The sequence below is a fragment of the Alicyclobacillus fastidiosus genome (assembly GCF_026651875.1).
In the GTDB taxonomy this organism is placed as follows: domain Bacteria; phylum Bacillota; class Bacilli; order Alicyclobacillales; family Alicyclobacillaceae; genus Alicyclobacillus; species Alicyclobacillus fastidiosus.
Genome location: NZ_CP104070.1, coordinates 16,310 through 39,760 on the forward strand (window position 1 = coordinate 16,310; position 23,451 = coordinate 39,760).

A 23,451-nucleotide genomic window follows, 5' to 3' on the forward strand; every position below is an offset into this window, starting at 1 on the left:
TAAATCCTGGTGTCCCTGTTGATACCGGGAAGCCCTGGGCCAACTTTTGGCGAAAATGAGACGTTGATCGGCACGTAAGAGGTTCCAACTTTCACCATAATGAAATAAGATCACTACCGGGCGTATTTTTTGAGTTATCGAGATTTTCAGGAGCTAAGGAAGCTAAAATGGAGAAAAAATCACTGGATATACCACCGTTGATATATCCCAATGGCATCGTAAAGAACATTTTGAGGCATTTCAGTCAGTTGCTCAATGTACCTATAACCAGACCGTTCAGCTGGATATTACGGCCTTTTTAAAGACCGTAAAGAAAAATAAGCACAAGTTTTATCCGGCCTTTATTCACATTCTTGCCCGCCTGATGAATGCTCATCCGGAATTTCGTATGGCAATGAAAGACGGTGAGCTGGTGATATGGGATAGTGTTCACCCTTGTTACACCGTTTTCCATGAGCAAACTGAAACGTTTTCATCGCTCTGGAGTGAATACCACGACGATTTCCGGCAGTTTCTACACATATATTCGCAAGATGTGGCGTGTTACGGTGAAAACCTGGCCTATTTCCCTAAAGGGTTTATTGAGAATATGTTTTTCGTCTCAGCCAATCCCTGGGTGAGTTTCACCAGTTTTGATTTAAACGTGGCCAATATGGACAACTTCTTCGCCCCCGTTTTCACCATGGGCAAATATTATACGCAAGGCGACAAGGTGCTGATGCCGCTGGCGATTCAGGTTCATCATGCCGTTTGTGATGGCTTCCATGTCGGCAGAATGCTTAATGAATTACAACAGTACTGCGATGAGTGGCAGGGCGGGGCGTAATTTTTTTAAGGCAGTTATTGGTGCCCTTAAACGCCTGGTTGCTACGCCTGAATAAGTGATAATAAGCGGATGAATGGCAGAAATTCGATGATAAGCTGTCAAACATGAGAATTGGTCGACGGCCCGGGCGGCCGCAAGGGGTTCGCGTTGGCCGATTCATTAATGCAGCTGGCACGACAGGTTTCCCGACTGGAAAGCGGGCAGTGAGCGCAACGCAATTAATGTGAGTTAGCTCACTCATTAGGCACCCCAGGCTTTACACTTTATGCTTCCGGCTCGTATGTTGTGTGGAATTGTGAGCGGATAACAATTTCACACAGGAAACAGCTATGACCATGATTACGCCAAGCTATTTAGGTGAGACTATAGAATACTCAAGCTTGCATGCCTGCAGGTCGACTCTAGAGGATCCCACCAGGAAACAGCCTAGGAACACCAGAAAGTCTATCATCCAATCGCATCCAATTCCTATCCATCGTACTAGATACAACAAAAATTGATAGTATTAGAGATAGATTAAATTACAGAGCACGAGATATGGGATAAAAACACTACCAGTATTCATGTACATATATATATACATACACATATATATATCTACCAACCTAAAAAAACAAAACTCTTATATTAGTATTCTTTACAGAACACTGGGATTCTCTGTCCACTGTCACTCTCTCTTAAGTCTAGTTCACTCCTTCTGAGCTCTAGCAGTTCACATGTGCTCCCAGCTCAACATTGTCATCACTACTAATGAAAAATCATCATGTTTGTTTTGGCCTGCACCACATTTGCTCTAGCTAGTATTTAACAAATGCAGACATGATATAACAGACTACTTTCAGCAAGCCGTGAATAGTCATAGTGTGCGTTGCTACTTACTCGACTGTTATTCAGAATCATTGATGAGAGTCAATGTAACTCTTCTTCAACACTGCAATGGATAGTCAGGACATTTAGATTTGCAGAACAAGAATCTACAGCACTAACTACAAGAAACCAGTACCTGGTATGTGACAATACTACACTCACCTCATGAAGGTTTTTCTGCAACATGACAAGATTTCAACTGAAAATAAGATCAATAAGAGTTTCACTATTTCAGTAAATTATTCATAAAATTGACCCATGTTCAAACCGAAGATAAAATCATGTAAATGATGCCTGACTCGATATTTTAGGCACTCCAGATTATTACAAGCAGTGGGGTCCACAGGAGAAGTGGTATGATAATGTCAACATCATCATCATAAACACGAACATTTCATCATCTATCTCTTCAGTGGTTAATATCAAGCAAATCACAACCCCAAATAACTCCATTTACATACTTGTTTTAATAAATTTTCGAAAGAGCCTTAGACCTATACCCTCATTTTTATACTTGTTTTAATGTTAAATGGGGTTAATTGGGACCCATTGAGGACGCATTTACAACCCTAGGCACATGAATAGAGGGTTGCAGGTCAAGAGGTCAATTCCAATAGAAAATAAGATCTTTGAGATATTCTTGCATCCATTTCTTCTTACTTCCACAAGCTCAAACACCTTACTCCCGTTAGGCAAAAGAGTAACATTCTAATATACTATCAAAATTTGGTTAGAACTTCTACTTTCCCAAATATACCAGTTTCTGTAACAAATTGACTTCCCAAATGGAACTGTAGCATGCGAACTGCCATATTGATCTGATCATATGTTATCTGCCAGACAGTATACTCCCATCATTCATATCAATATCATATGTTTGAACAAAGTCACAAAACATCTAGTACACAAATGCTCATATCATACTAAGAACAAGGAATAACCACAATGGCCTACCTGAAATTATCAATTTAATTTTAAGGAATTATGTAAACAGTTACCTTAACAATTTTTCTGATGCAATCCTGGCAGCAGCAATAGTACGATGGTCAGGTACCCACTTTACTACACGTTGTGGATCAGATCGCATTTGAGAATGAATCCTAATAAGCTAGAAAAACAAGAAAACAGAAAATAAAATGAGTGGTAGGAACTGGACCATAGTAAAAACACTACAAATATACCAAATTTAACATATATGAGCAGCAAACAAATTTCAAAAATAAAAAGTAAAGAAAATATCCAAGAGGCGATAACCGAGAGGCGAGCGAGGCCGAGGCAGCCAGTGAGGGTGAGCCGTGAGCAACCGAGAGGCGAGGGCTAGGGCTAGAGCGAGGCAGCCAGTGAGGGCGAGCCGTGAGCAACCGAGAGGCGAGGGCTAGGGCTAGAGCGAGGCAGCAAGCGAGAGGCGAGGGCAAGCCACGAGTGCGAGCGAGAGAGCGAGGGCGAACAGTGAGTGAGAGCCAGACAGCGAGGGCGAGGGCGAGGGCGAGGGCGAGGCAGCAAGTGAGAGCGAGGGCGAGGCCGCAAGTGAAAAGAGACAACGAGGGCGAGGGTGAGGCAACGAGTGAGACGCGAGGGCGAGAGGCGAGAGGCGAGGGCGAGAGGCGAGAGGCGAGGGCGAGAGAGCCGGGGCGAGCTGAGAGCCAGAGAGGGGGACTTAGGGATTTGGGGGCGGATTGGGCCATTGGGGATCGGGGATTTTGGGGGAGGGGGTTCTGGCGGAAGAGGCGGGGGATTCCCGCCTCTTCAATTTATTTGTTTTTTTTTAATATTTAATAATTTAATAAAAAATAATATGTTATATGTTCTTTTTTATTTGTTCATGTATTCTTTTTAATATGTTTATGTTTTTTTAACATATTATATTATCAATAAATAACTAATGCTCATTTATCATAGTTTAATAATTATATTTGTGCATTTATAGAAAAATATAATTATATTAAGAATTACTTATATAAGTGTTAGTTAAATTTTAATAGTTTTTTTTATTATTTTATGGTTTGAATTAAAAATTTTAGTCATTAACGACGGGAAAATTGTATATTAACGACGACTTATTTTTCTTGTCGTTAAAAGTTATCTTATAACGACGGGATTTATATTTAGTCGTTAATAGTACTACATTAATAACCAAAACTAATGTCGTCGTTAATTTTTGGTCGTTAATGTCTGTTTTTGTTGTAGTGTAAGAGAAAAAAAACAAGGAATTTAAATCAAGTGAAATGCATAAAAGATGAAAATCAAAATGTATTAGTGAATGAGGGAGCGATTAAGGAGAGATGGAAGGAGTATTTCACAAAATTATTCAATGATAATGGCGACACAAGAGTTAGGTTGGGACATCTTAGTAACTCTGAAGGGAATGTGAGCTATACATTTTATCGACGCATAAGTCCAAATGAAATAAGGCAAGCATTAAAAAAGATGAAAAATCATAAGGCGGTGGGACCGGATAATATACCAATAGAAGCATGGAAATGCATGGGAGAAGAGGGCATCTCCTGGCTAACGAAATTTTTTAACGCGATTCTTAAATAAAAAAATATGCCAGATGAGTGGAGGATGAGTACTTTGGTCCCTATATATAAGAACAAATGAGATGTTCAAAACTGTGAAAATTATAGAGGAATTAAGTTAATGAGCCATACCATGAAACTCTGGGAGAGAGTAATAGAGTAGAGGCTCAGAAAAGAAACAAAGGTCTCAGAAAATCAGTTTGGTTTCATGCTTAGTAGGTCAACAATGGAAGCTATATACCTACTGAGGCGCCTAATGGAAAGGTATCGGGATCATCAGAAGGACCTACATATGGTGTTTATAGATCTAGAAAAGGCCTATGATAGGGTTCCTAGAGAAGTATTATGGAGGGTTTTAGAGAAGAAATGAGTCCGAATAGCCTATATACAAGCCCTTAAGGACATGTATCATGGTGCAAGGACAAGGGTCAGAACTTGCGGAGGGGATACTGAATCGTTTAAAATTACAATAGGATTGCATCAAGGTTCTGCACTAAGTCCATACTTATTTGCTTTAGTAATGGATGAACTCACTAAAGATATTCAGACAAAGGTGCCATGGTGTATGCTATTTGCAGATGACATAGTGTTGGTGCATGAAACGAAAGACGGAGTGAACACTAAGCTTGAGTTATGGAGAAACAATTTAGAATTGAAGGGATTTAAATTAAGCAGAAAGAAAACAGAATATATGGAATGTAAATTTAGTAAGAATGCAAGAGTGGAGGATGTTATAATAAAATTGGAAGACCAAATCTTATAAAGAAAAGACCATTTTCGATATTTGGGATCAGTGATTCAAAAAGACGGAGAAATTCACGAGGATGTCACACATAGAATTAAGACAGGTTGGCTAAAATGGAGAAATGCATCAAGGGTGTTATGTGATAGTAAAATCCCATTAAAATTGAAAGGAAAATTCTATAGGACAGCTATAAGACCAGCTTTGTTGTACGACTCAAAATGTTGGGCAGTCAAATACCAACATGAGCAAAAGACAAGCGTAGCGGAGATGAGGATGTTAAGATGGATGTGCGGCCATATAAGAAAAGATAAAATTAGAAATAAAGTTATTCGTAATAAGATAGGAGTAGTGCCAATAGAGGAGAAGGTGAGAGATACTAGACTAAGATGGTTTGGTCATGTGAGAAGGAGACCAAAAGACGCTCCTGTGAGGAGAGTTGATGAAATAGAACAATTAATCAAAAAAAGAAGTAGAGGCTAACCTAAGAAAACTTTGAGAGAGACATTAAAGTTTGATATGAAGTGTATGGACCTCAATGATGATATAACAAAAGATAGAAATACATGAAAGTCTAGAATTTATGTAGCCGACCCCACATAGTGGGATAAAGGCTGGATATGTTGTTGTTGTTGTATAGGAGTTGACTTTGAAGAATATAGGAAAATATGAGTTTGTATTGATCGAGTTTGATGTAAAACATTTGAGAAAATGTTTTTGAAAATTCTCTAAGTATAAAAGCCTTTTGGTCAACTAAGTATATGTATTTATGAAGCTTTTAAAGGCAAAGTATTCAAGTATTCTTTTAATGCTTCTACATCTATTTTCAATATAAAACAGCTTTTAATTCAATCAAGTAATATTTTCTAAAATAATCGAGTATTGAAGTCATTCAATCGACTTCACAGAAACCTACTCGAGTATGTTCTTACTAAAGCTATGTTTCTTAAAGCTATAATCGAGTACGATACTTTATATAATCGAGTATTATTTTCTCACACACTAGTAAACCTTTGAGAAAATCAAGTATTTCTATAGTTATAAAATCTAAGCATATTTTCAATCAAGTTATGCTTTATGTGTTTTTCAAACCAGTCGATCAAATGTTTTCAACAAAACTATTTTAAATCAACTATGAAGGTTTCCTACTTGAGTATATTATATAAACTCTTTGTATTTCTAAAATTAGTTGAGTAAGGAGCTATTTTCAATCGAGTATCTTTTTGGTATCAAAATTCTAAGCATTTCCTTAGTCAAGTATATTTTTCTCATCAATTAACTAAAATATTTTGTTAATTGAGTATCTATAAATATTAGTCGAGTAAAGGTTGGATTAAATCTAGCTAAATCTATGTGCTTAAGATTAATCGAGTATCAATTATCTATACTTGAGTATATGTTCTTATTAGTCGAGTAAGCTTAGCTTGGTAATCGAGTGTTTAATGTAAAGTTTCCATGGCTTCTAAGTCAATCAAGTAATGACTTTGTCATACTCGAGTGAGGCTTATATATAATTAATTACATGAGATATCCAATCGAGTATGCTCATATATTAGTCAAGTATCTCTAGGAGTTAGTCGAGTAATTGACATCATATTTTAAAAATTATAGTGTCGTTACTTAGAAAGCAAAAAGATAACAGTTTGATCGTTAGATCTTTAATTCTTTATTCTATGAAGTAAGCACTCACAGTGTGTTACATGATTTTTCCATATATTTTGCATATGATTTTAACAAATTTGATTGTTATTCAAAAGAAGTTGTGAGTGTGTGCAGGTTTGAAGCCAAATCTTGAGTCTCAAGCTTCTATAAAAGGCCAAGTGCAGCAAGAGATGAAGCTGCTAATTAAGAGAATGGTTGTGATTGTTGAGCTAATGAGAAAGCCTATGTCGTTGACATATATAGTCATTGATGCTTATGTTCAAGCAACATAGTGCAGATCTATACATAGCAAGCCTTATTTTTCAAGCCAATTTCTAAAAGCTTGAGTGAGTGATATTCGTGTTTATTCTCTAAATTCCAAGCAATTATCTGATGAGATTTCATAAATATCTTTCTCAACCAGATTTTGGATAAGAGAGTTGAGTGCTTCATTCATTTATTCTTACAACTCTCTTTTGTTCAAGAAAATACTTGATATCATTGTATATTCTTATATTTTTCTCTTGAGAAATCCTTTCACATATATTTGTGAAACTTGTAAAAGGTTATGCCTAGGCCTTAAAGGGCAGTGTCTTGGTAGTGGTTGAGCCAAGTGTGAAAAAGACTCATGTAAAAGTTACAGCTGATCCTTGAAAAAGTAGTGGTTGTGGCTTAGAGCCTATAATGAAAAAGCCTCATGTATAGGTTATAGTTGTTCCTGTAAAAGTTGAAGTTCCTACTTAGTCCGTTAAAAGTGGAGATTATAGTTAAATCTATAAAAACTATGTATGGATTATAGCTAAGCTTCAAAAACTAAAATTCTTAGTGGATGTTTTCAAATCCTTAGTGATGAGCTAAGGTAATAGACTAAGCATGTTGGTCGAACTACTGAAAAAATTTTGTGTTCATGGTGCTTGTTTTCTATGTTCATGTTGTTTGATTTCATTATTTATGTTTAAATAACATCATTTTTCATTTACCATTCAAATTTTTTTATTCATAAAAATAGTTAATAGAATTACTCTTTTAAATGTCATTCAAATGTTTTCGTGGTTGAAATCATCTTAAAAATCATACTAGTTCACATTTTTATAACTATTTCTTACATTCAATTTTCAGAAGACATTTCTTATATCCTATGTTATGTACTCACATAATATTTTAATCATCATTAGTCACTTCTATAGTGATTCTTCTAGCATACACAAAAGTCTTTCAAACATCATCAGGTTTCATTGCATATGTAGAATATTTTCAAATCTATTTAAGTACACATTTATTTAATGTACACACTTGATTTCATGTGTTTCAAAATGTCTATTATTATAATTACAAAAGTGTTTTTTTTTTAAATTCTTCCTTACATGCGTATGTCCTCATACTAATATTTTCATATACATCAAATAATTAAAGTTTCTTATAATAATTTTTACGAAAAATCTATTATGTTGCATATTTATTCGTGGATATTTTATCAACTAGTGCAAAGTCTTTTTAGTTTAGGAAAAATGTTATTTTCAACTAATTTTACTGCATCTTATTTCAAATATTTGCATTATTTTTTAAAAATAATAAAAACACCCAATTCACCCTCCTCTTGGGTGATCTTTCAAATAGGGTAAAGGAACCTAATCCAATCAGAAGATAGGCACCAAAATATCCTTAAAAAAAAAGATAAAAGTTGACTTTATAAGCATAATCTAAGAAGGAGAAGATCGCGAAGGACATATCTATTAAGACCTCTCCTAGAGGCAATTCCTATTCTATAAGCCCTCAACTTGAGGCAATTCCTAGGATTTAGGGAATAGATAAATCCAAACTTAGTATGAAGAATCAAAGGATAGACATTTCAAGTCTCCTTGATACCACATGTCTCAATCTCAATAAACCTAGGATAGGATAACTCATACTCACCCAACAATTCTAATTCAACTAATCCTAGACTTGAGAAACTAGGAGGAATGGACTAATCCTCTATGATATGGGTAGGGCTAGCTCACTCTCATTATAACCCTCATCACGAAAGTCATCCCAAGATATATAAAATGAGCTCAAGGGGTGAGCCAAAGGTACAACAATTAACACTATTCACAGAAACCTCCAAGCTCTCTCTTTCTCTCAACTTCTTTGCTGACTTAAGAATTAGAGTAATGTTATCGTAGTTGAGTTTTGAGGTAGTAGTCGTTATTGTTTTATCTATATATGCACGTATCCTAAGTCTAGATATGCTGACTCATGGATGAGATCTCGCTTAAATTTCATAAATTCAACTGATGACTAATGTGAGAAAACCTGAATAATATTGGTATATTACATATCTATATTTTTTCCTATAATTATATACAACAGGTTGCACTTTCTAAGAAAAAGTGCATGTCCTAAATCAAAGGAATTGATTCCTAAATAAAGGATTTAGATCCTTAATCAAGGGGATCGATCAATTAGATCCCAAATTATAGGAATAAATTAGGAAAAGAAAAATAGAAAATTAATTTCCAATCAATCAAAGATAGAGAAGATATTGGCTGGCAGCTATAAGGTTGTCCTAAATAATATTTAACACTCCTCTTCAAGCTAAGGAATGATTATCTATCATTCCCAACTTGCTGCTCAGGTTCTGAAATCTAATTGGAAGAAGTCCCTTCGTCAAAATATCTACAATTTGTTCTTCAAAAGATACATAAGATAGGCTTATAAGTCCTACTTTTATCTTTTCCTTAATGAAGTGTGTCAGTCTCCACCTGCTTGGCTCAATCATATTGCACATGATTATGTGTAATATTTAAGGCTAACATATTATCACAGTAAAACTTTATGTTCTGATTCCTCCAAACACCAAAATCATCTACAATGATCTTAAGCCACATTAACTTACAAATACCAAGGGTTTGCCTTGAATTATACTTCTACACTTGATCTTGCCACCATATTCTATTTTTAACTTCATGTAACCAAATTATTCCTTAGGAAAGTGCAGTAGCTTGACGTAGACCTTCTGTCAGATAAAGAGCCTGTATAGTCAACATCCATATACGTTGTTAGAGATAGATCTTGATTAGGTAGAAATAGGATACCTCTCTCTAGAGTAGATTTCAGATAATAGAGGATTCTATGAATAACTTCCATGCATTCTAGTTTAAGGGTGTCAACGGTTCGGATTGGTCCGGTTCTATAAGAATCCAGTAACCAAACCATTTTTAACAGTTCCGAAAAAATAAAAATCGTAACCGAACCATTACATATATAAAACCAAACCATGACCAATCTGTCGCATCGAACTGGTTTCGATTCGGTTTCAGTTCTATCCAATTAACATTTAGTTTCTAAACATTTTTGCAAAATATGAAAGTACAAACAAATTTGTTAATTAAAATAAACCCATAACTTCATTAATACTTCAAATCTTGAAGTAAAAGTAAAACAAAATAATTCATAGACTACCTCATCAAATGAGATTACATCGACCATTTAGTATAACAATAGCGCATAAAAGTCTATAAATAAAAGAGTTCATGAATAACAATAACCAACAACAAAAAAGAAATAAATAAAAACTACCAGATTAAAATTGTTAGTAATAATATATTTATACATATATGCATATATATACCCAAAAATTTATAATATATATACAAGTATAATATTGGTTCCGATTCGGTTCGAACCACGGTTTGAAAAGAAAACCAATAACCAAACCAAATATATCGGTTCTCAATTTTTAGAACCAGAACCTAATTGTTGAACCATAGAACCAATCGAAAAGGCAAGGTTCGGTTCAGTTTGGTTCGGTTCACCGGTTTTTGGATATTTTTTGATACCCCTATTCTAGTCTTGGATTATGCATAAATTGACTAACAACACCAACTGCAAAAGCTATATTCAACCTTGTATGAGAGAGATAGGTCAATTTATCAACTAGCTATTGATACCTTTGTCAATTTTACTGTCATCATGCAGTTCAATCAACCTGTGATTTTGTTCAATAGGGGTACTTGCAGCCTTACACTACAAAAAAATTAATTTTTAGTGATGGTTTTTAACCAACCCAAAGTGATTTAGATGTGGTTTTCAAAACCGCCGCTAATACGGCCGTCGCGCAGCATTTAGCGGCGATTTTTAGCAACTGCTAGTATAACCACCGCTAAATGATATTTTTAGCACCGGTTTTTTAAATTTAGCGCCAGTTTTAAAACCGCCGCTAAAATTAATTGAATTTAATATTAAATTAAATATTAAATTTTATTATCAAAAAATAATTTAACGGCGGTTTCGTTAATTTTTTGTGACGATTTTGAAACCGCTGTGTTTCCAGCATTTAGGCCAAACGCGTGTGCACGTCAAGCCTCGCCCTTGGGTACTTGCGCGTGTCAGGCCTCGCCCCTGGGCACCCGCATGTTGCCACTGCCGCGAACCTTTGCCATGCATTCCCCGAGTTTTGATCCCATGACCTCCCATACGCGCGTATGCGCGTAAAGTCACCTGATCTGCAAAGCCACCATGTAATACACTCACGCATATTAATTATAAAGCAATCGAACCACTATTTTTCAGAATTCACTTTGGACCCACAAACTCAAGTTTTTGAAATTACACTTGGCCCCAAATAAAATAAAATAAAAAATAATTTTATTTTTAATTGAATTGAATTAAATTAATTAATTGAACTCTCAAAATATCTAAAAAAGAGTTAACATATTAAATTAATTAATTGAACATAAAATGTTTTAAACTAATTAATTAAATTAAATTAAATAAATTAACTGATTAATTAATTTAAAATAATAAATTATTTAATTTAATTGAATGAAATTAAATAAATTAATTGATTAAAAATAAAAAAATTTAGATTATTTTGTAAAATTTATTTTATTTTTTTTAAATTATTAATTTTTGTTTGAAATTTAATTTTTGATTTTTTTATTATTAAAATTTACGACGATTTTGACAAAATCGCTGCTAAATTTAATTTTTTTAAATTTTTTTATTAATGAATTTTGCGGCGATTTTGACAAAACCGCCACTAAATTTAATTTTTTATATTTTTATTACCAAATTTTTTTGCGGTTGTTTAAAACTGCCACTAAATTTAATTTTTTTGAACTTTTTTATTAATGAATTCAACCGCCACTAAATTTAATTTTTTACTTTTTTATTATTGAATTTTGCAACGATTTTAAAAAAACGTAGCTAAATTTAATTTTATAATTTTAATTAATTAATTTTGCGGCGATTTTTCAAAATCATTGCAAAATGTTGGATAAACCGCCGTAAAAAACATATTTTGCGGCTGTTTCAAAACTGTCGCAAAAAAATCGTCGCAAAAAATCCATTTTTTTGTAGTGTTACCACCTAAAATACCAATTTCTTTGAAAAGATCCAGCAAATACTTTTGTAAAGATAAGAAAATACCTTCCTTGGAGTAGGCTACTTCAATCTCAAGAAAATATTTTAACCTTCCAAGGTTCATGATTTCAAATTTCTTAGCTAATGTTTCTTGAAGACATCTTCTTTCAGCTATATCATTCTCTATTATAATAATGTCATCCACATAGATTAGAAGTGTAGTAATTTACCTTTGGATGAGTGTTTTATAAATAGGGAGTGGTCTCCTTTGCTTTGGAATACTCTATCTTTGTCATGGCTTGTGTAAATCTCTCAAACCATGCGCTTGAGGGCTGTTTTAAACTATAGAGGGCCTTTTTAAGGCAACATACTTTATTGTCTCCAATATTATATGCAAATCCTGGTGATAACTCCATATACACTATCTCCTTTGGGTCTCTATGTAGTAATACATTTTTAACATCAATTTGTTGTAGGCTTTAACCAAAAACTGTAGCCAAAGATAATAAGACTCGAACAAAATTTATCTTTGCCCTAGGTGCAAAGGTTTCTAGATAGTCAACCCATATCTTTGAGTATATCCCTTAGCCATAGCCTTGCTTTATACCTTTTTAGAGAGCTATATGCTTTAGAGGTATAATCCCATTTGCAAAATACCAAAAGAACTCCCTTTAGTCTTGTGACAATGTTCCATGTCCCATTCTTCTCAAGTGCTTTCATCTCCTCTTTCGTGGCTTGAACCCAATTTCTGTCTTTTAAAGATTTTTGTATATTTGTGGGAACATCAATAGAATTGAGGGTAGTAAGAAAGACTTTATATTGAGAAGATAGTTTATCATAAGAAATAAAGTGGGAAATTGAATGATGTGTATAGCTCCGATATCATTTTCTAAGGGAAATAGGGAGATCAAGATCATGTGAAGTATTATTAATGGGAAAGTGATTTATTTGAGACATAGGATTTGGTTAAGATGATTAAACCTAATTTTGAGTTGAGTTGCATTAATTTTAATGATGTTTTCATGATCATTGTTTTCACAAAACCTTAATAAAAGAGTTTCGAAACATTCATTTTAAAGTCAAATGTCACAGTCTCTTGTCAAAACTGTTGATCATATATTTAAGACTGTCAATTGATTTTTACATTTTAATTGTTATATAATCTTCAAACTAGAATTGTAAAACCAAGTTAGCTTAAGAGGGGGCTGATTTAAGCTTTCACTCTTTTAAGAAATCAAACAATTAAAAACTGAAAGAAAGCAAAAAATGAAAGAATGCAACACAGGAAATTTAGAGTGGTTTGACAACTTGCCTACTCCACTATCTTAGCTCTCAACCAAGGATTTAGTCAATCTAATCTCACTATTAGGTAGATTTAGCATAGGCTCAACTACAAACCTTTACAACAAATGGCTCTTACAACTAGCTCAACTATAGCCAATGCCTTTTACAAGGATCAGGCTTAACCTTTACAACTTCACAATAAATTGATGATAAAGGATACAAGAGAAGGTTTTAAATGATAGAAGAAGACAGACACTTCCCTAAGGTGTACAAAGAGATATGAAAATAAGAATGGGATGCACAATCTATCTTTTATTTTCTTTTGAAAGATCACAAGCAATGAAGCACACTTTAAAAGCTTTAGAACTTGGTTAGGTCAGTTTCTCATTAGCTTATTTTTCTTTAGACTTCAACCCTTTATATAGTGTCTAATCTTTAATATTCTACTAAAATGTCTTGAATAGAGGAATGTTCGTTGTGTCTTAACTACCATTTTTTTGTCCCTACAACATCTCACAAATCAATTAGGAACAAATTGTTTGAAAAGTATCTATCAACATTTAATGTTCTGAAAAGTAAAGACTGGGTGCATTTAGTGCTTTGTAATGGCTATAAATTTCAAAATCTAAAAAATATTACTCGATTATAAATTGTCATTTAATCAACTAAGTTGAATGTTTACTTGAGTATAAAAGTTTTGTATTCGACTATTTTTCTGGTTTACTCAATTACAGATTGCTTACACTCGATTAAAATTTTAAGATAGAAAACTGAAAAGTTTACTTGATTGGAAAGCTCTATTTAATCGAGTATAGCTAATTTTTTACTCTATTACAAATCCAAGTATTCGATTACATCAAAGTACCTGAGATTTAACAAATTTTTGGAAGATATATTGTAATGCCCCGTTTTAAGGTATTTTTGATGTTTTAGAATTTGTTTGGTTTAAATAGTTTAAACTATTTGTTGCCAGGAGCCGAAGACAGGTGACGGTCACTCGAGAAAAATCAAAAACCGACTGCAGACATGCCGGGTATGTAGAATCCTCGCTAAACTTGTATCCTGTAGATAACGTAAATTGTCCAAGTGATAGGAGGTGAGAAACGTCAAGAAAATATACGAATCTGGAAGTATTAGTAATGTATAATAGATGAAATGTTGAAAAGTCAAAGGCAAATGTCTATGTGGCTTTGGAAAAGTCAAAATTCAATTAAGGGAGGGATTGAAATTAAGCATTCACGGGTAGCAATTTTAAGAGAAGAGAAGACCTTCTAGAAGCTAAGTTAAGTGTAGTTTAGGTATAAAGCATGCATGGTTAAGAGAGGTGTGAGCAAATTGTGTGGTGGAAGTTAAAAGGAAATTGGGGGAAGTATATAAACACATAAATCTGAAAATTGGAGAGAAAAAAAGGGAAGCAAAATGTGAAGCTTTCTCGTGGGTCTCTTCCTTCTCCATCTTCAAAATTCCGTTTTTAATTTTCAAGCCAAATCTCATCTTCCAAAGGTTTCAAGTCATCCAATCATCAACTAAGGAAGCTAGTAAAGGCAAGTTCCTCTTCCCATATCTTCTTTATGGTCATTTAAATTCTCTCTTGGGGTTAGATTTGGGGGTTTTCAAGTTATGGTTAAATTCCCTAATTTGAAGCCTTGAAGTGAGAGATTGAAAGTGTGTAAAGGTTGTAAAGTATGGTGTTTTTGTGTTGGTAGTGGTTTTGGGGAAGAGAAATCAAGTTTTGGGTGAAGTAGGGTTTTGGTTTTATATTGGGGTAAATTCTTGAATTTGAGGGCTTCTAAGTTTTGTGCATGTTGTTATGAGCTTAAGTGGGGTTTGTATTCTCTCACAATTCCTAAGGAATGGTGTGTTCTTGAAATTAAGCATGGTAGAGAATTGGTCTTCTCCCATGCCTTGTGTTTGTGTATTCTTGTCATGGTAGGTCCCAAATGATCAAAAATGTGTTGAATCAATGTTAGGGTGCATATCTTTAGAATTATAAATGCCCAAAGTTCTAATAAAGTTTTAAAGAAAGCACGACAATGATGATGGTATGTAGATGTCTTTAATTTTATGAATGCTAAGCTTTGGCATGACATGATTTGGAAAGAGTGGTAATTGTGCATCATGGACATGATTTGTATGAGCTTACCACATTTTCATACATGAGTGAGCATGGAGCATATATTTTATCTATTGCACGAGCATTTGAATGTGGCCACTAAAATTGTTGCATTGCATGAGCATTATAGCGCGTGGTGCGGAGAATCTCTGCCGGGATATCCCCCAAAACCAGTAGGCATTAGCTGGACTGGGTTTACACTCTTTCAGTGACGACCATGGAGTGCGTCCATTGGTGATGACCATGGGCGAAAGTTTATATATGTATAAGTATTTAGCTATACCCAAGGACCAATGGTCCCCACAGTTATTACAGTTTCTGTGGATGCAAGTTTCAGTCATGAGCCCGGTATGTATTATGCTTATTATGTGGGCCGAGAGGCCGTGTATGTGTTACAAGCTTTAATGTGCATGTTGCATGGCATAACTTGCATTGGGTGTGTGTGTGATAGTGTATTGGCTTGGCATTTCAAAACTTAAGTTAAATGTTTCGAAATAGCTAAAATAAGGTCATATATTTCGAAACATGTCTTGTAGGTTTCAAAATATAACATTTTGTTTACCAAGTTTCGAAACATGTTATGTAAGTTTCGAAACATGTCTATTTACGAGCTTGCGCACCTTGTACGGTTTTTACCATAACTTTTTATGCAGATATCCGATTGATAAACCATTTGAAGTGTTATAAACTAGACTTGATAGACTTCGAATAGGTATAAAATTCAAATCATTTGGAAAATAATTTTATGGTTTCCCTTTAGTTTCAAAATGAGTTAAAACCTACATAGCTTGAATTCTAAAACATAGCAAAACAACATTGTATATTTCGAAACCTATGTCCTGTTGTTAACTTTATCATTCTTTTATGCTTATTACTTGTTGATCCTTTTGGCTCACTCTTGTATTCCTCACCATTCCAGGTAAGGACAAGGACGTAGCAGATGCTGGTCCAAGTAAGATGGTTGGGTAGTACCATGTGTGCTGGGGTGCCCTCAACAAAGGTCTTGGGAGTGTTTTGGGAGACTAGTATCTTAGGATTTTCCTCCCGAAGTAAATGTATTATTTTGTGAATGTGTATTTGTAAAGTGATGAAGTCTCCATGCATGTTTTGGTTTGTATAATGATGAATGCTATGTAAAGTCTAAGATTTGTTTTAGTTTCTCTCATGCATACTATGATGTGAATATTTAGGTTTCTACTCTCCTGTATGACGCTCCCTACCCGAGGCTCTCTAGGCGTTGAGGATGTTCAGGGGAGGGGTGTTACATATATACTCAATTATAAATTAAATTTACTCAAGTACATTTACATGATTACTCGATTATAAATTTTAAGTACTCGATTAATTTTGCTCTGCTAGAAACTTGCATCATCTACTCGAGTATAAACTATGTTTAGTCTAGTATAATTTATGCTTAGTCGAATATATTATAACTTCTAATCGATTATCTTTTAAACAAATTTAGCTTACTTGATTACAAAAAATATTTACTTGATTAAGATGATAGGACTTATTTGATTTGGCTTTAGGGCTTATTTCAATGAGATCATTATTCGAGTATACAAAATTTTTACTCGATTAAAAGATTGAATTTCAAAAATTTATTCTATTATATAGAACTTTATACTCGATTGAAAGAACAAACTTTCTTACTTGAATGATTAACAATATATTATTCGAGCAGCATGGACTTGTACTCAATTAAAGAATTGATATACTCTATTAATTATCAAGATTACTGGATTATTTCTTCTATCATCTTATATCTCTTAATACATTGTTTTGTTCATCATCATCCACAAACATCTTTTCATCAAATTAAAGCATAACAAATGACTCAACAAAAATCTTTTGACCGATTTTTATAAACTGTCGACTGTTTGTTTTGCATGCTCTTGGTTACTTGTTGTCGATTGTTAGTGCATTATTTCCAATCAAAAGTTATAGGAACTATCGATCAATTTTTATAAAATATCAACCGACCATTTTAAAGTTTTGAAAAGAAGTTTACCAATTACTCAAATCAATCAACTAGTTCTGTCGCAAAAAGTCCAATATCTAATTGTACGTAATCTCTATAGGTTGGATTTCTCAATCCTTTTGTCTCTAACGACTACATCTTCAAGAAGAGATGACAAAACCTATATATAGAAGAATATTTTGAAGCTTGAGTAGAAAGATTGACTATTGGGCTTTCAGGTTTCATATTACACATTCACAAGTTTTCTTATGCTTCATTTTTACTCTCATTTTTAGTTAAAATTGTTTTTCTTCATTGAAAAGATTTCTTCAAAGCCTCGTATTAACTTGTTGTCTTAGAGAGTGGTTGCTCTCATTATCTTTATTGTACTCCATATTTCCTAGCGGGTTGTGCTAGAAGAACTAGCAAGATTTGTTAGTTAGTGTAAAAGGTTATGGTTTGTAACCTAAGATTTTATAGTGGATTTGAAAATATCTAGTGGGGTGCTAGAGTGGTGGATATAGGCTAAGTTGAACCGAACCACTCTAAATTCTTGTGTCAATTTCATACTTTGATATCTATCTTTTTTCAATTAACTCATTGCTTTCATATTTCTCTTTAAAACTTTAAAATCTTTTGAAAAATTAGAAACACCCAATTCGCCCCCTTTTGGATATGTGGTCATTCTATTACACAAACCTAACATAATTAGATTTCATTTTGCTTAAGTAAACATGTAATGGACTCTTGAATCTTTGCTACTTCTCATTAAGATCTAATAGAGAATCGCAGTCAGTGTGGCTTGGTTCTAGATTGGTTTATCCAACTGATCCACTAGATGGAGGAATTAACTCTATTGGAAAATTGTCATCATCTTTAGAGTGAATCTCCCCTGATGATGAGAAACAAATGGAGAAAAAAAGATCAACTTCATGAAAAGTGATATCATAGAGACAAACGTCCTTTTCGAAGAAGGATGGTAACACTCGTACCCCTTTTGAGAGGGAAAATAACCTAGAAAGACACACCTTAAAGCTCTTGGATCTATTTTACTCCTATGTTTTGAGGATATGTGAACAAAAGCAACACATCCAAACACTCTAGGTTCTAGAATAGTGCAAGGGACAACATTTTGATAGGCTTCGAAGAGAAGTTAAAGTTTAGTTTTGTTCCCCAGAAGGTTAGAAGGAAGTCTGTTAATGATAAAAGTGGTTGTAAGAATAGCCTCCCCCAAAAATATTTTGGTACATTCATTTGGAATAGAAGGGATGTGAGTAACATTGAGGAGGTGTCAATTTTTTTTTCTCTGCAATCCTATTCTGTTGTGGGGTATCTACATAAGATGATTCATGAATAATTCTTTCATTTTGAAAGAAGGTATTGACAAAATGATTAAAGTATTATTCTCCATTATTTGATTGAATATGTTTAAAGAAGACACCAAACTGAGTATAAATCATTTTGTGAAAAGATCGAAAGGTAATCCCTACCTTTGACTTTTCTTTTATAAATAGAACCAAGTAGTTTTAGTGTGATCAGTAACAAAGGAAATAAACCAACGAGAATTGTTGACATTTGGAATTTTAGCAGGACCCAATATATTAGTGTGAACCAAGGAAAATGGTAGAGAAACCAATTTATTGTTGACTAGAAATGAAACCCTATGATATTTAGCATACTCACATGAATCACAATAAAGGGACTCAATACCAACATTCTTAAGAAAAATGGGGGAACATTTGTTTAAGCAAGACAAAAAGTGGATGGCAGAGCTTACAATGCTCTAGCTAGACTTTTGAAACATTAGAAGGCACATAACTATTATTGGAACCTTGAGAATTATAGCTAAGTGAGAGTTGAACACCACGTGTCTTCTTGAGGTGGTATAGTCCATCCTTCTCTTCAGCATATCCAATCATCCTCCCCATGTCCTATTCCTGAAATATGTAATAAGTAGAATAAAAAATGGCTAGGTAGTTTAAGGACTTAGTCCATTAATAAATAGATATCAGATTTGTGGAGAGATTAGGAACACCTAAAACATTCTCAAGGAAAATTGTAGGTGTCTAATGGGTATGATCAAATCCTATAATTTCAATAGTTTTACCATTAACAATAGTTATTTTTCTCTTTTCTAAACTAGGTTGATAAGAGTTAAGGATTTTTGAGTTGTAGGTCATATGGCCAATTTCTTATGAGTCAATGATCCAAGAATTAACACTGAAAGTAGCAGACGTTAGGCATTTACCTGATTGAGTAAGTAAATAAGAATTAGATAAGGGAGTGTCAAGAAGTCCTCTTAACTTTTCCATCTCCTCCTTATTGAACCCTTTGAAGTCAATGACATCTTGGCTACCTTCTTCTTTATAGCATTGTTTGCTTTATCCCTTTGATTTTTAATTATGTTCAGGACTTTCTCTTTACCATGTAGTTTGAAACACATCTTGGCTACCTTCTTCTTTATAGCATTGTTTGCTTTACTCCTTTGATTTTTAATTATGTTCAGGACTTTCTCCTTACCATGTAGTTTGAAACATGTCTCTCGAGTATGTCTGGACTACTTACAATGAGAGCACCAAAGTGCATCTTTGTCAGATTTGGTGGTTTCTTGTTGTTCTTCATCATTCTTTTCACCCCATCCTTGTCTTCAACCATCATTAAGTTTGCTAGAAATCATAGCTAACCCAAAAGCTGGATGGGATTCCAACATAACAACCTTTCTAGTCTCATCTCCTCTTATTATAGAGTACACTTAACTTAAGGAAGGTAACTTCTCCCTTCCCAAAATCTAGACTCGAACTTTATCAAATTCTACATTTAATTTGGCTAAAAATTGAAAAAAATTATCTCTTTCCATGACTTATAGGAGGATCTTGGCATCCTCATTGCATTTTGTTTTCAAATTTTGATAGTGTTCTAAATCCAGCCATAGACCATTTATCACATTGAAATAATCAACAATTGAAAAATTGTTTTGTCTCATACTTGAGATTTTAGTCTTAATCTCATATAAGGTTGTTGCTTCTTCCATCTTCGAGTATATCCTCTAAACAGTGTCCCCAATCTCCTTATTGTAGGAAGGAACATGTAATGTTTGCTTATTTATTGCTACATAGAGTTCCAAATCTAGGACATTATATTAAAAAACATACCAATCTTTGAATTTTGAATCATCTTGGCTTAGTCCACTTTTGATAAGATGGCCAATCTTTCCTCGTCCTCTTAGGAATGTCCTCACTATCTATGACCATTGGAGATAGTTCTTCCCTTCCAAATGGTAGGAAGAGTTCTTTTTTGTTCTCCAATTGAGGATTGATTGGATGAAGCATCAAAGTGCGATGCTATAGGTTCAGTCATAGTTTGTGGAAAAGAGTTCGATATCTCTAGGGTGTGAGGAGTGAGAGTAATAGAGGTTGAGAAAAGGAAAAGAACAAATCTAAGGCAGCAACAATGGTGGACATAACTAATAACCAACGATAAAGGATAGAAGAAAAAGAAATTAGTTATCAACAAGTAGCAATGAAGGCTGACAAACAGGACTACTAGCGACGAAGGTTGGAAATCTCGAGAAAAAAATGATTTCTCTAACTAATTGTCCCAGAAGCCGGTGGCTTTGATACCATGTGAGAAAACTTGAATAACTTTCCTATATTTTATATGTAAATCTTTTTCTATATTTATATAAAATGGGTTGCTATTTCTGAGAAAGAGTACATAGCCTAAATCAAAGGAATTGATTCATAAATAAAGGATTCAAATCCTTAATCAAGGGGATCAATCAATTAGATCTCAAATTATAGGAATAAATTAGGAAAAGAAAAAATAGGAAAGAATGAATTTTCAATCAATCAAAGATAAAGAAGATATTAGTTGTCGGCTGCAAGGCTATTGTGAATCATCTTTAACAAATAATTCTCATGACATTAGTCATGTTCAAGCGGTATTACAATAATATACTATATAGTATAATTATATTCATTCATAACTATTAAGATATTAATAAAATATAAAATGATACTATTAATATATATTTATAATTCAATTAAGTTGGCTCATAAAGAAAACCAAAGGAACAATACATAACGACTGAAGTATGACTCATTTATTAAATGATTTATACCTTTTAACTCATCTTTTTAACTCATTTCATTTATAAAACCTAACTTATTGTGAGTTTAGTTGCAAATATTTCACAAATTCACTCGACTCATATTTAATCCTAACTGTCAAGATATGTCAACATATTTTTCATGTTATTATAAAATAGGGTTATAGGCTTTGTTTGTTAATTGAAAGATAACTAAGCATTAGGGGTATTCAAATTTCAGTCCAAATTGAAAGATCAAACTTGACCAAATCAAAAGATCTAATCTGGTCCAAAACCAAGTAAATTTGATTCGGTCTCTGACTCAAAAAATTTTAAAAATTAATCTTTGGTCCGGTCCTAGTTTTGGATGAAAGACCAAATAAATATAACAGTACATATACTAGTATATGTATGCAACCACAATTTGTACGTAAATCAATATATTGTTGTATGTTAATTGGACTAGTCATGACCTTATTAGGTTGGAATTTTTTTGTCAATTTTGATTCTAATCCAGTCCAATCTAAACTTGATCAAAACCAAATGAACACCCCTTACCAAGCATATAAGAGCACCATTCTTTTCTTAAGTGTATATGATAGAATATGCCAACACTTGGTGGATCATGCAAGGGGTGAAATTGGTTTTCAAAACATTTTAAAAAACGTAACATACAGATAGAGGAAGCAAAATAGAAAACCTTTGCAAGACTTAGTATGAAGCAACCATATGCATATCTAAAACATCCAACCATATAGGGTTAAGTATCATATACCTTAAGGGATGAAGAAGTTGTCAATCGTCTAATACACCTTTGGCCCATAGCTTTCGACCTCTTACGAAGCTCCCATGAATCGTCGTGGACAGCTCCTGAAACCTGCTTACTTGGATGACTAGTTCGCCCTCACAAATGCAAGGGACCAAGTCAATCCATGCCTAAGTCATACCAAATCCCTTTAATGGATGTGTGCTAGCCTATCTCAACGAAGGTGAACCAAGGCTATGGGGTTGTTCTTTCGGATGAAAGCTAGTCGTTTAACAACCAATGATTAACAAGAAGAACAAGGAAGCAAGGATGAGATGGCATATGGCTTTTGGAGCAAGAAGAAGAAAAAACATATGAGAGAAATGAGAAGAAGAAGCGTACGGCCGATTGCTTGCCTTCTCTTTTTTTAATCTCATGCCCATCTCCTCTCATTTAATGCTCTGCAAAAAGAATAATTAAAGAAGCAACAGAGCATTAAATGCTTTGTTATCGAAAACGACAGAAGACGGAAGCACAAGGGTGAAATGTCACTTACAAGGCAATTGACCATTGCAAGGACTAGTCGATCATTTTTAGCCCACTTGAGGAAAAAGGTCGACCATCTTAAAGAAACAGTCAACTCCTATATGTCTTCTATTGCAATTTCTGGTTTATTGCATCAAGACCCATCATTAACTCTTAATATCTCTTCCACCAACTCTTATTGAAACCAAGACCTCCCGTTAACTCTTAATGGCCTCCCACTGTTAACTCTTAACAGTTCATTGATCATTTTGTTAACTTTTAACAATATCCATCATTATTAACTCCTTAATGATAAGAAAACACATTAACAATGATGGATTACTAATCCAATGCGTTGCTTAATATGTGTGTAACCATCTAGGTTCACAACCATGTAACAATCAAGACACATCAACTTTTTAATACTAATTGAACATTTCGATCTATTATGAGAACCTCTCTATCTCCCTAAAGCACCGTGAAAGATCTTGAGTGTCCTCTAGCGTAGATTTAAGACGATCCTAATGGCAATAAAAGTCAATACTTATTGTAAACCTATTTGGCCTTTTGATTACCATGTGTTATAATCCTTTTATTGACTAACATTCTGATTGAGTGAGAGTCATGGAATGATTAAACTCATAGAACTCAATAGCTATGCCAAGATTTAGTGTAGTGTGATTGAGATGACACTTCGAACTTTTCCGAAGTGAAAAACTCTTTTCTGGATCATGCGCACCCTGGCTAGGGGTTCAGACAATCACAAACCAACCATGATTGCATAGGATGTTTCCCTTAC

General features: G+C 33.9%; 7 protein-coding genes and 2 pseudogenes. 6 read left to right on the top strand and 3 right to left on the bottom strand.

Features of this window, described 5'->3' with window-relative positions:
- Nucleotides 1-178 precede the first annotated feature (178 nt).
- From catA to NZD89_RS30025, 6 genes and pseudogenes are all read left to right on the top strand, one after another.
- Entirely contained in the window at nt 179-826 is a 648-nt protein-coding gene (gene catA / locus NZD89_RS30005; RefSeq protein ID WP_029676039.1) for a type A chloramphenicol O-acetyltransferase, read from the top strand.
- 144 nt (nt 827-970) lie between these two features.
- Nucleotides 971-1,033, top strand: a pseudogene (locus NZD89_RS30215) (hypothetical protein); the annotation flags it as partial.
- A gap of 2,013 nt (nt 1,034-3,046) precedes the next feature.
- The gene (locus NZD89_RS30010) at nt 3,047-3,469 is read left to right on the top strand and encodes a hypothetical protein (protein WP_268008911.1); all 423 of its coding nucleotides are present in this window, start codon (nt 3,047-3,049) and stop codon (nt 3,467-3,469) included.
- A 444-nt stretch (nt 3,470-3,913) separates the two neighbouring features.
- Nucleotides 3,914-4,234, top strand: a complete 321-nt coding sequence (locus tag NZD89_RS30015) for a hypothetical protein (protein WP_268008899.1) — start codon at nt 3,914-3,916, stop codon at nt 4,232-4,234.
- Between the two features lie 156 nt (nt 4,235-4,390).
- Nucleotides 4,391-4,975: pseudogene (locus tag NZD89_RS30020) on the top strand (RNA-directed DNA polymerase); the annotation flags it as partial.
- Between the two features lie 30 nt (nt 4,976-5,005).
- Nucleotides 5,006-5,437 (top strand): hypothetical protein, encoded by a 432-nt coding sequence (locus NZD89_RS30025; RefSeq protein WP_268008900.1) that lies wholly within the window; start codon nt 5,006-5,008, stop codon nt 5,435-5,437.
- Between the two features lie 6,373 nt (nt 5,438-11,810).
- Here NZD89_RS30025 and NZD89_RS30030 read toward each other — a convergent pair.
- The 3 genes from NZD89_RS30030 to NZD89_RS30245 form a co-directional block, all read right to left on the bottom strand.
- Nucleotides 11,811-12,143, bottom strand: a complete 333-nt coding sequence (locus NZD89_RS30030; protein ID WP_268008901.1) for a reverse transcriptase domain-containing protein — start codon at nt 12,141-12,143, stop codon at nt 11,811-11,813.
- Nucleotides 12,144-12,183: 40 nt separating this feature from the next.
- A complete protein-coding gene (locus NZD89_RS30035; RefSeq protein WP_268008903.1) occupies nt 12,184-12,354 on the bottom strand; it encodes a hypothetical protein in 171 nt (56 codons plus the stop codon).
- 5,794 nt (nt 12,355-18,148) lie between these two features.
- Nucleotides 18,149-18,394 (bottom strand): hypothetical protein, encoded by a 246-nt coding sequence (locus tag NZD89_RS30245; protein ID WP_499710095.1) that lies wholly within the window; start codon nt 18,392-18,394, stop codon nt 18,149-18,151.
- Nucleotides 18,395-23,451: the final 5,057 nt, after the last annotated feature.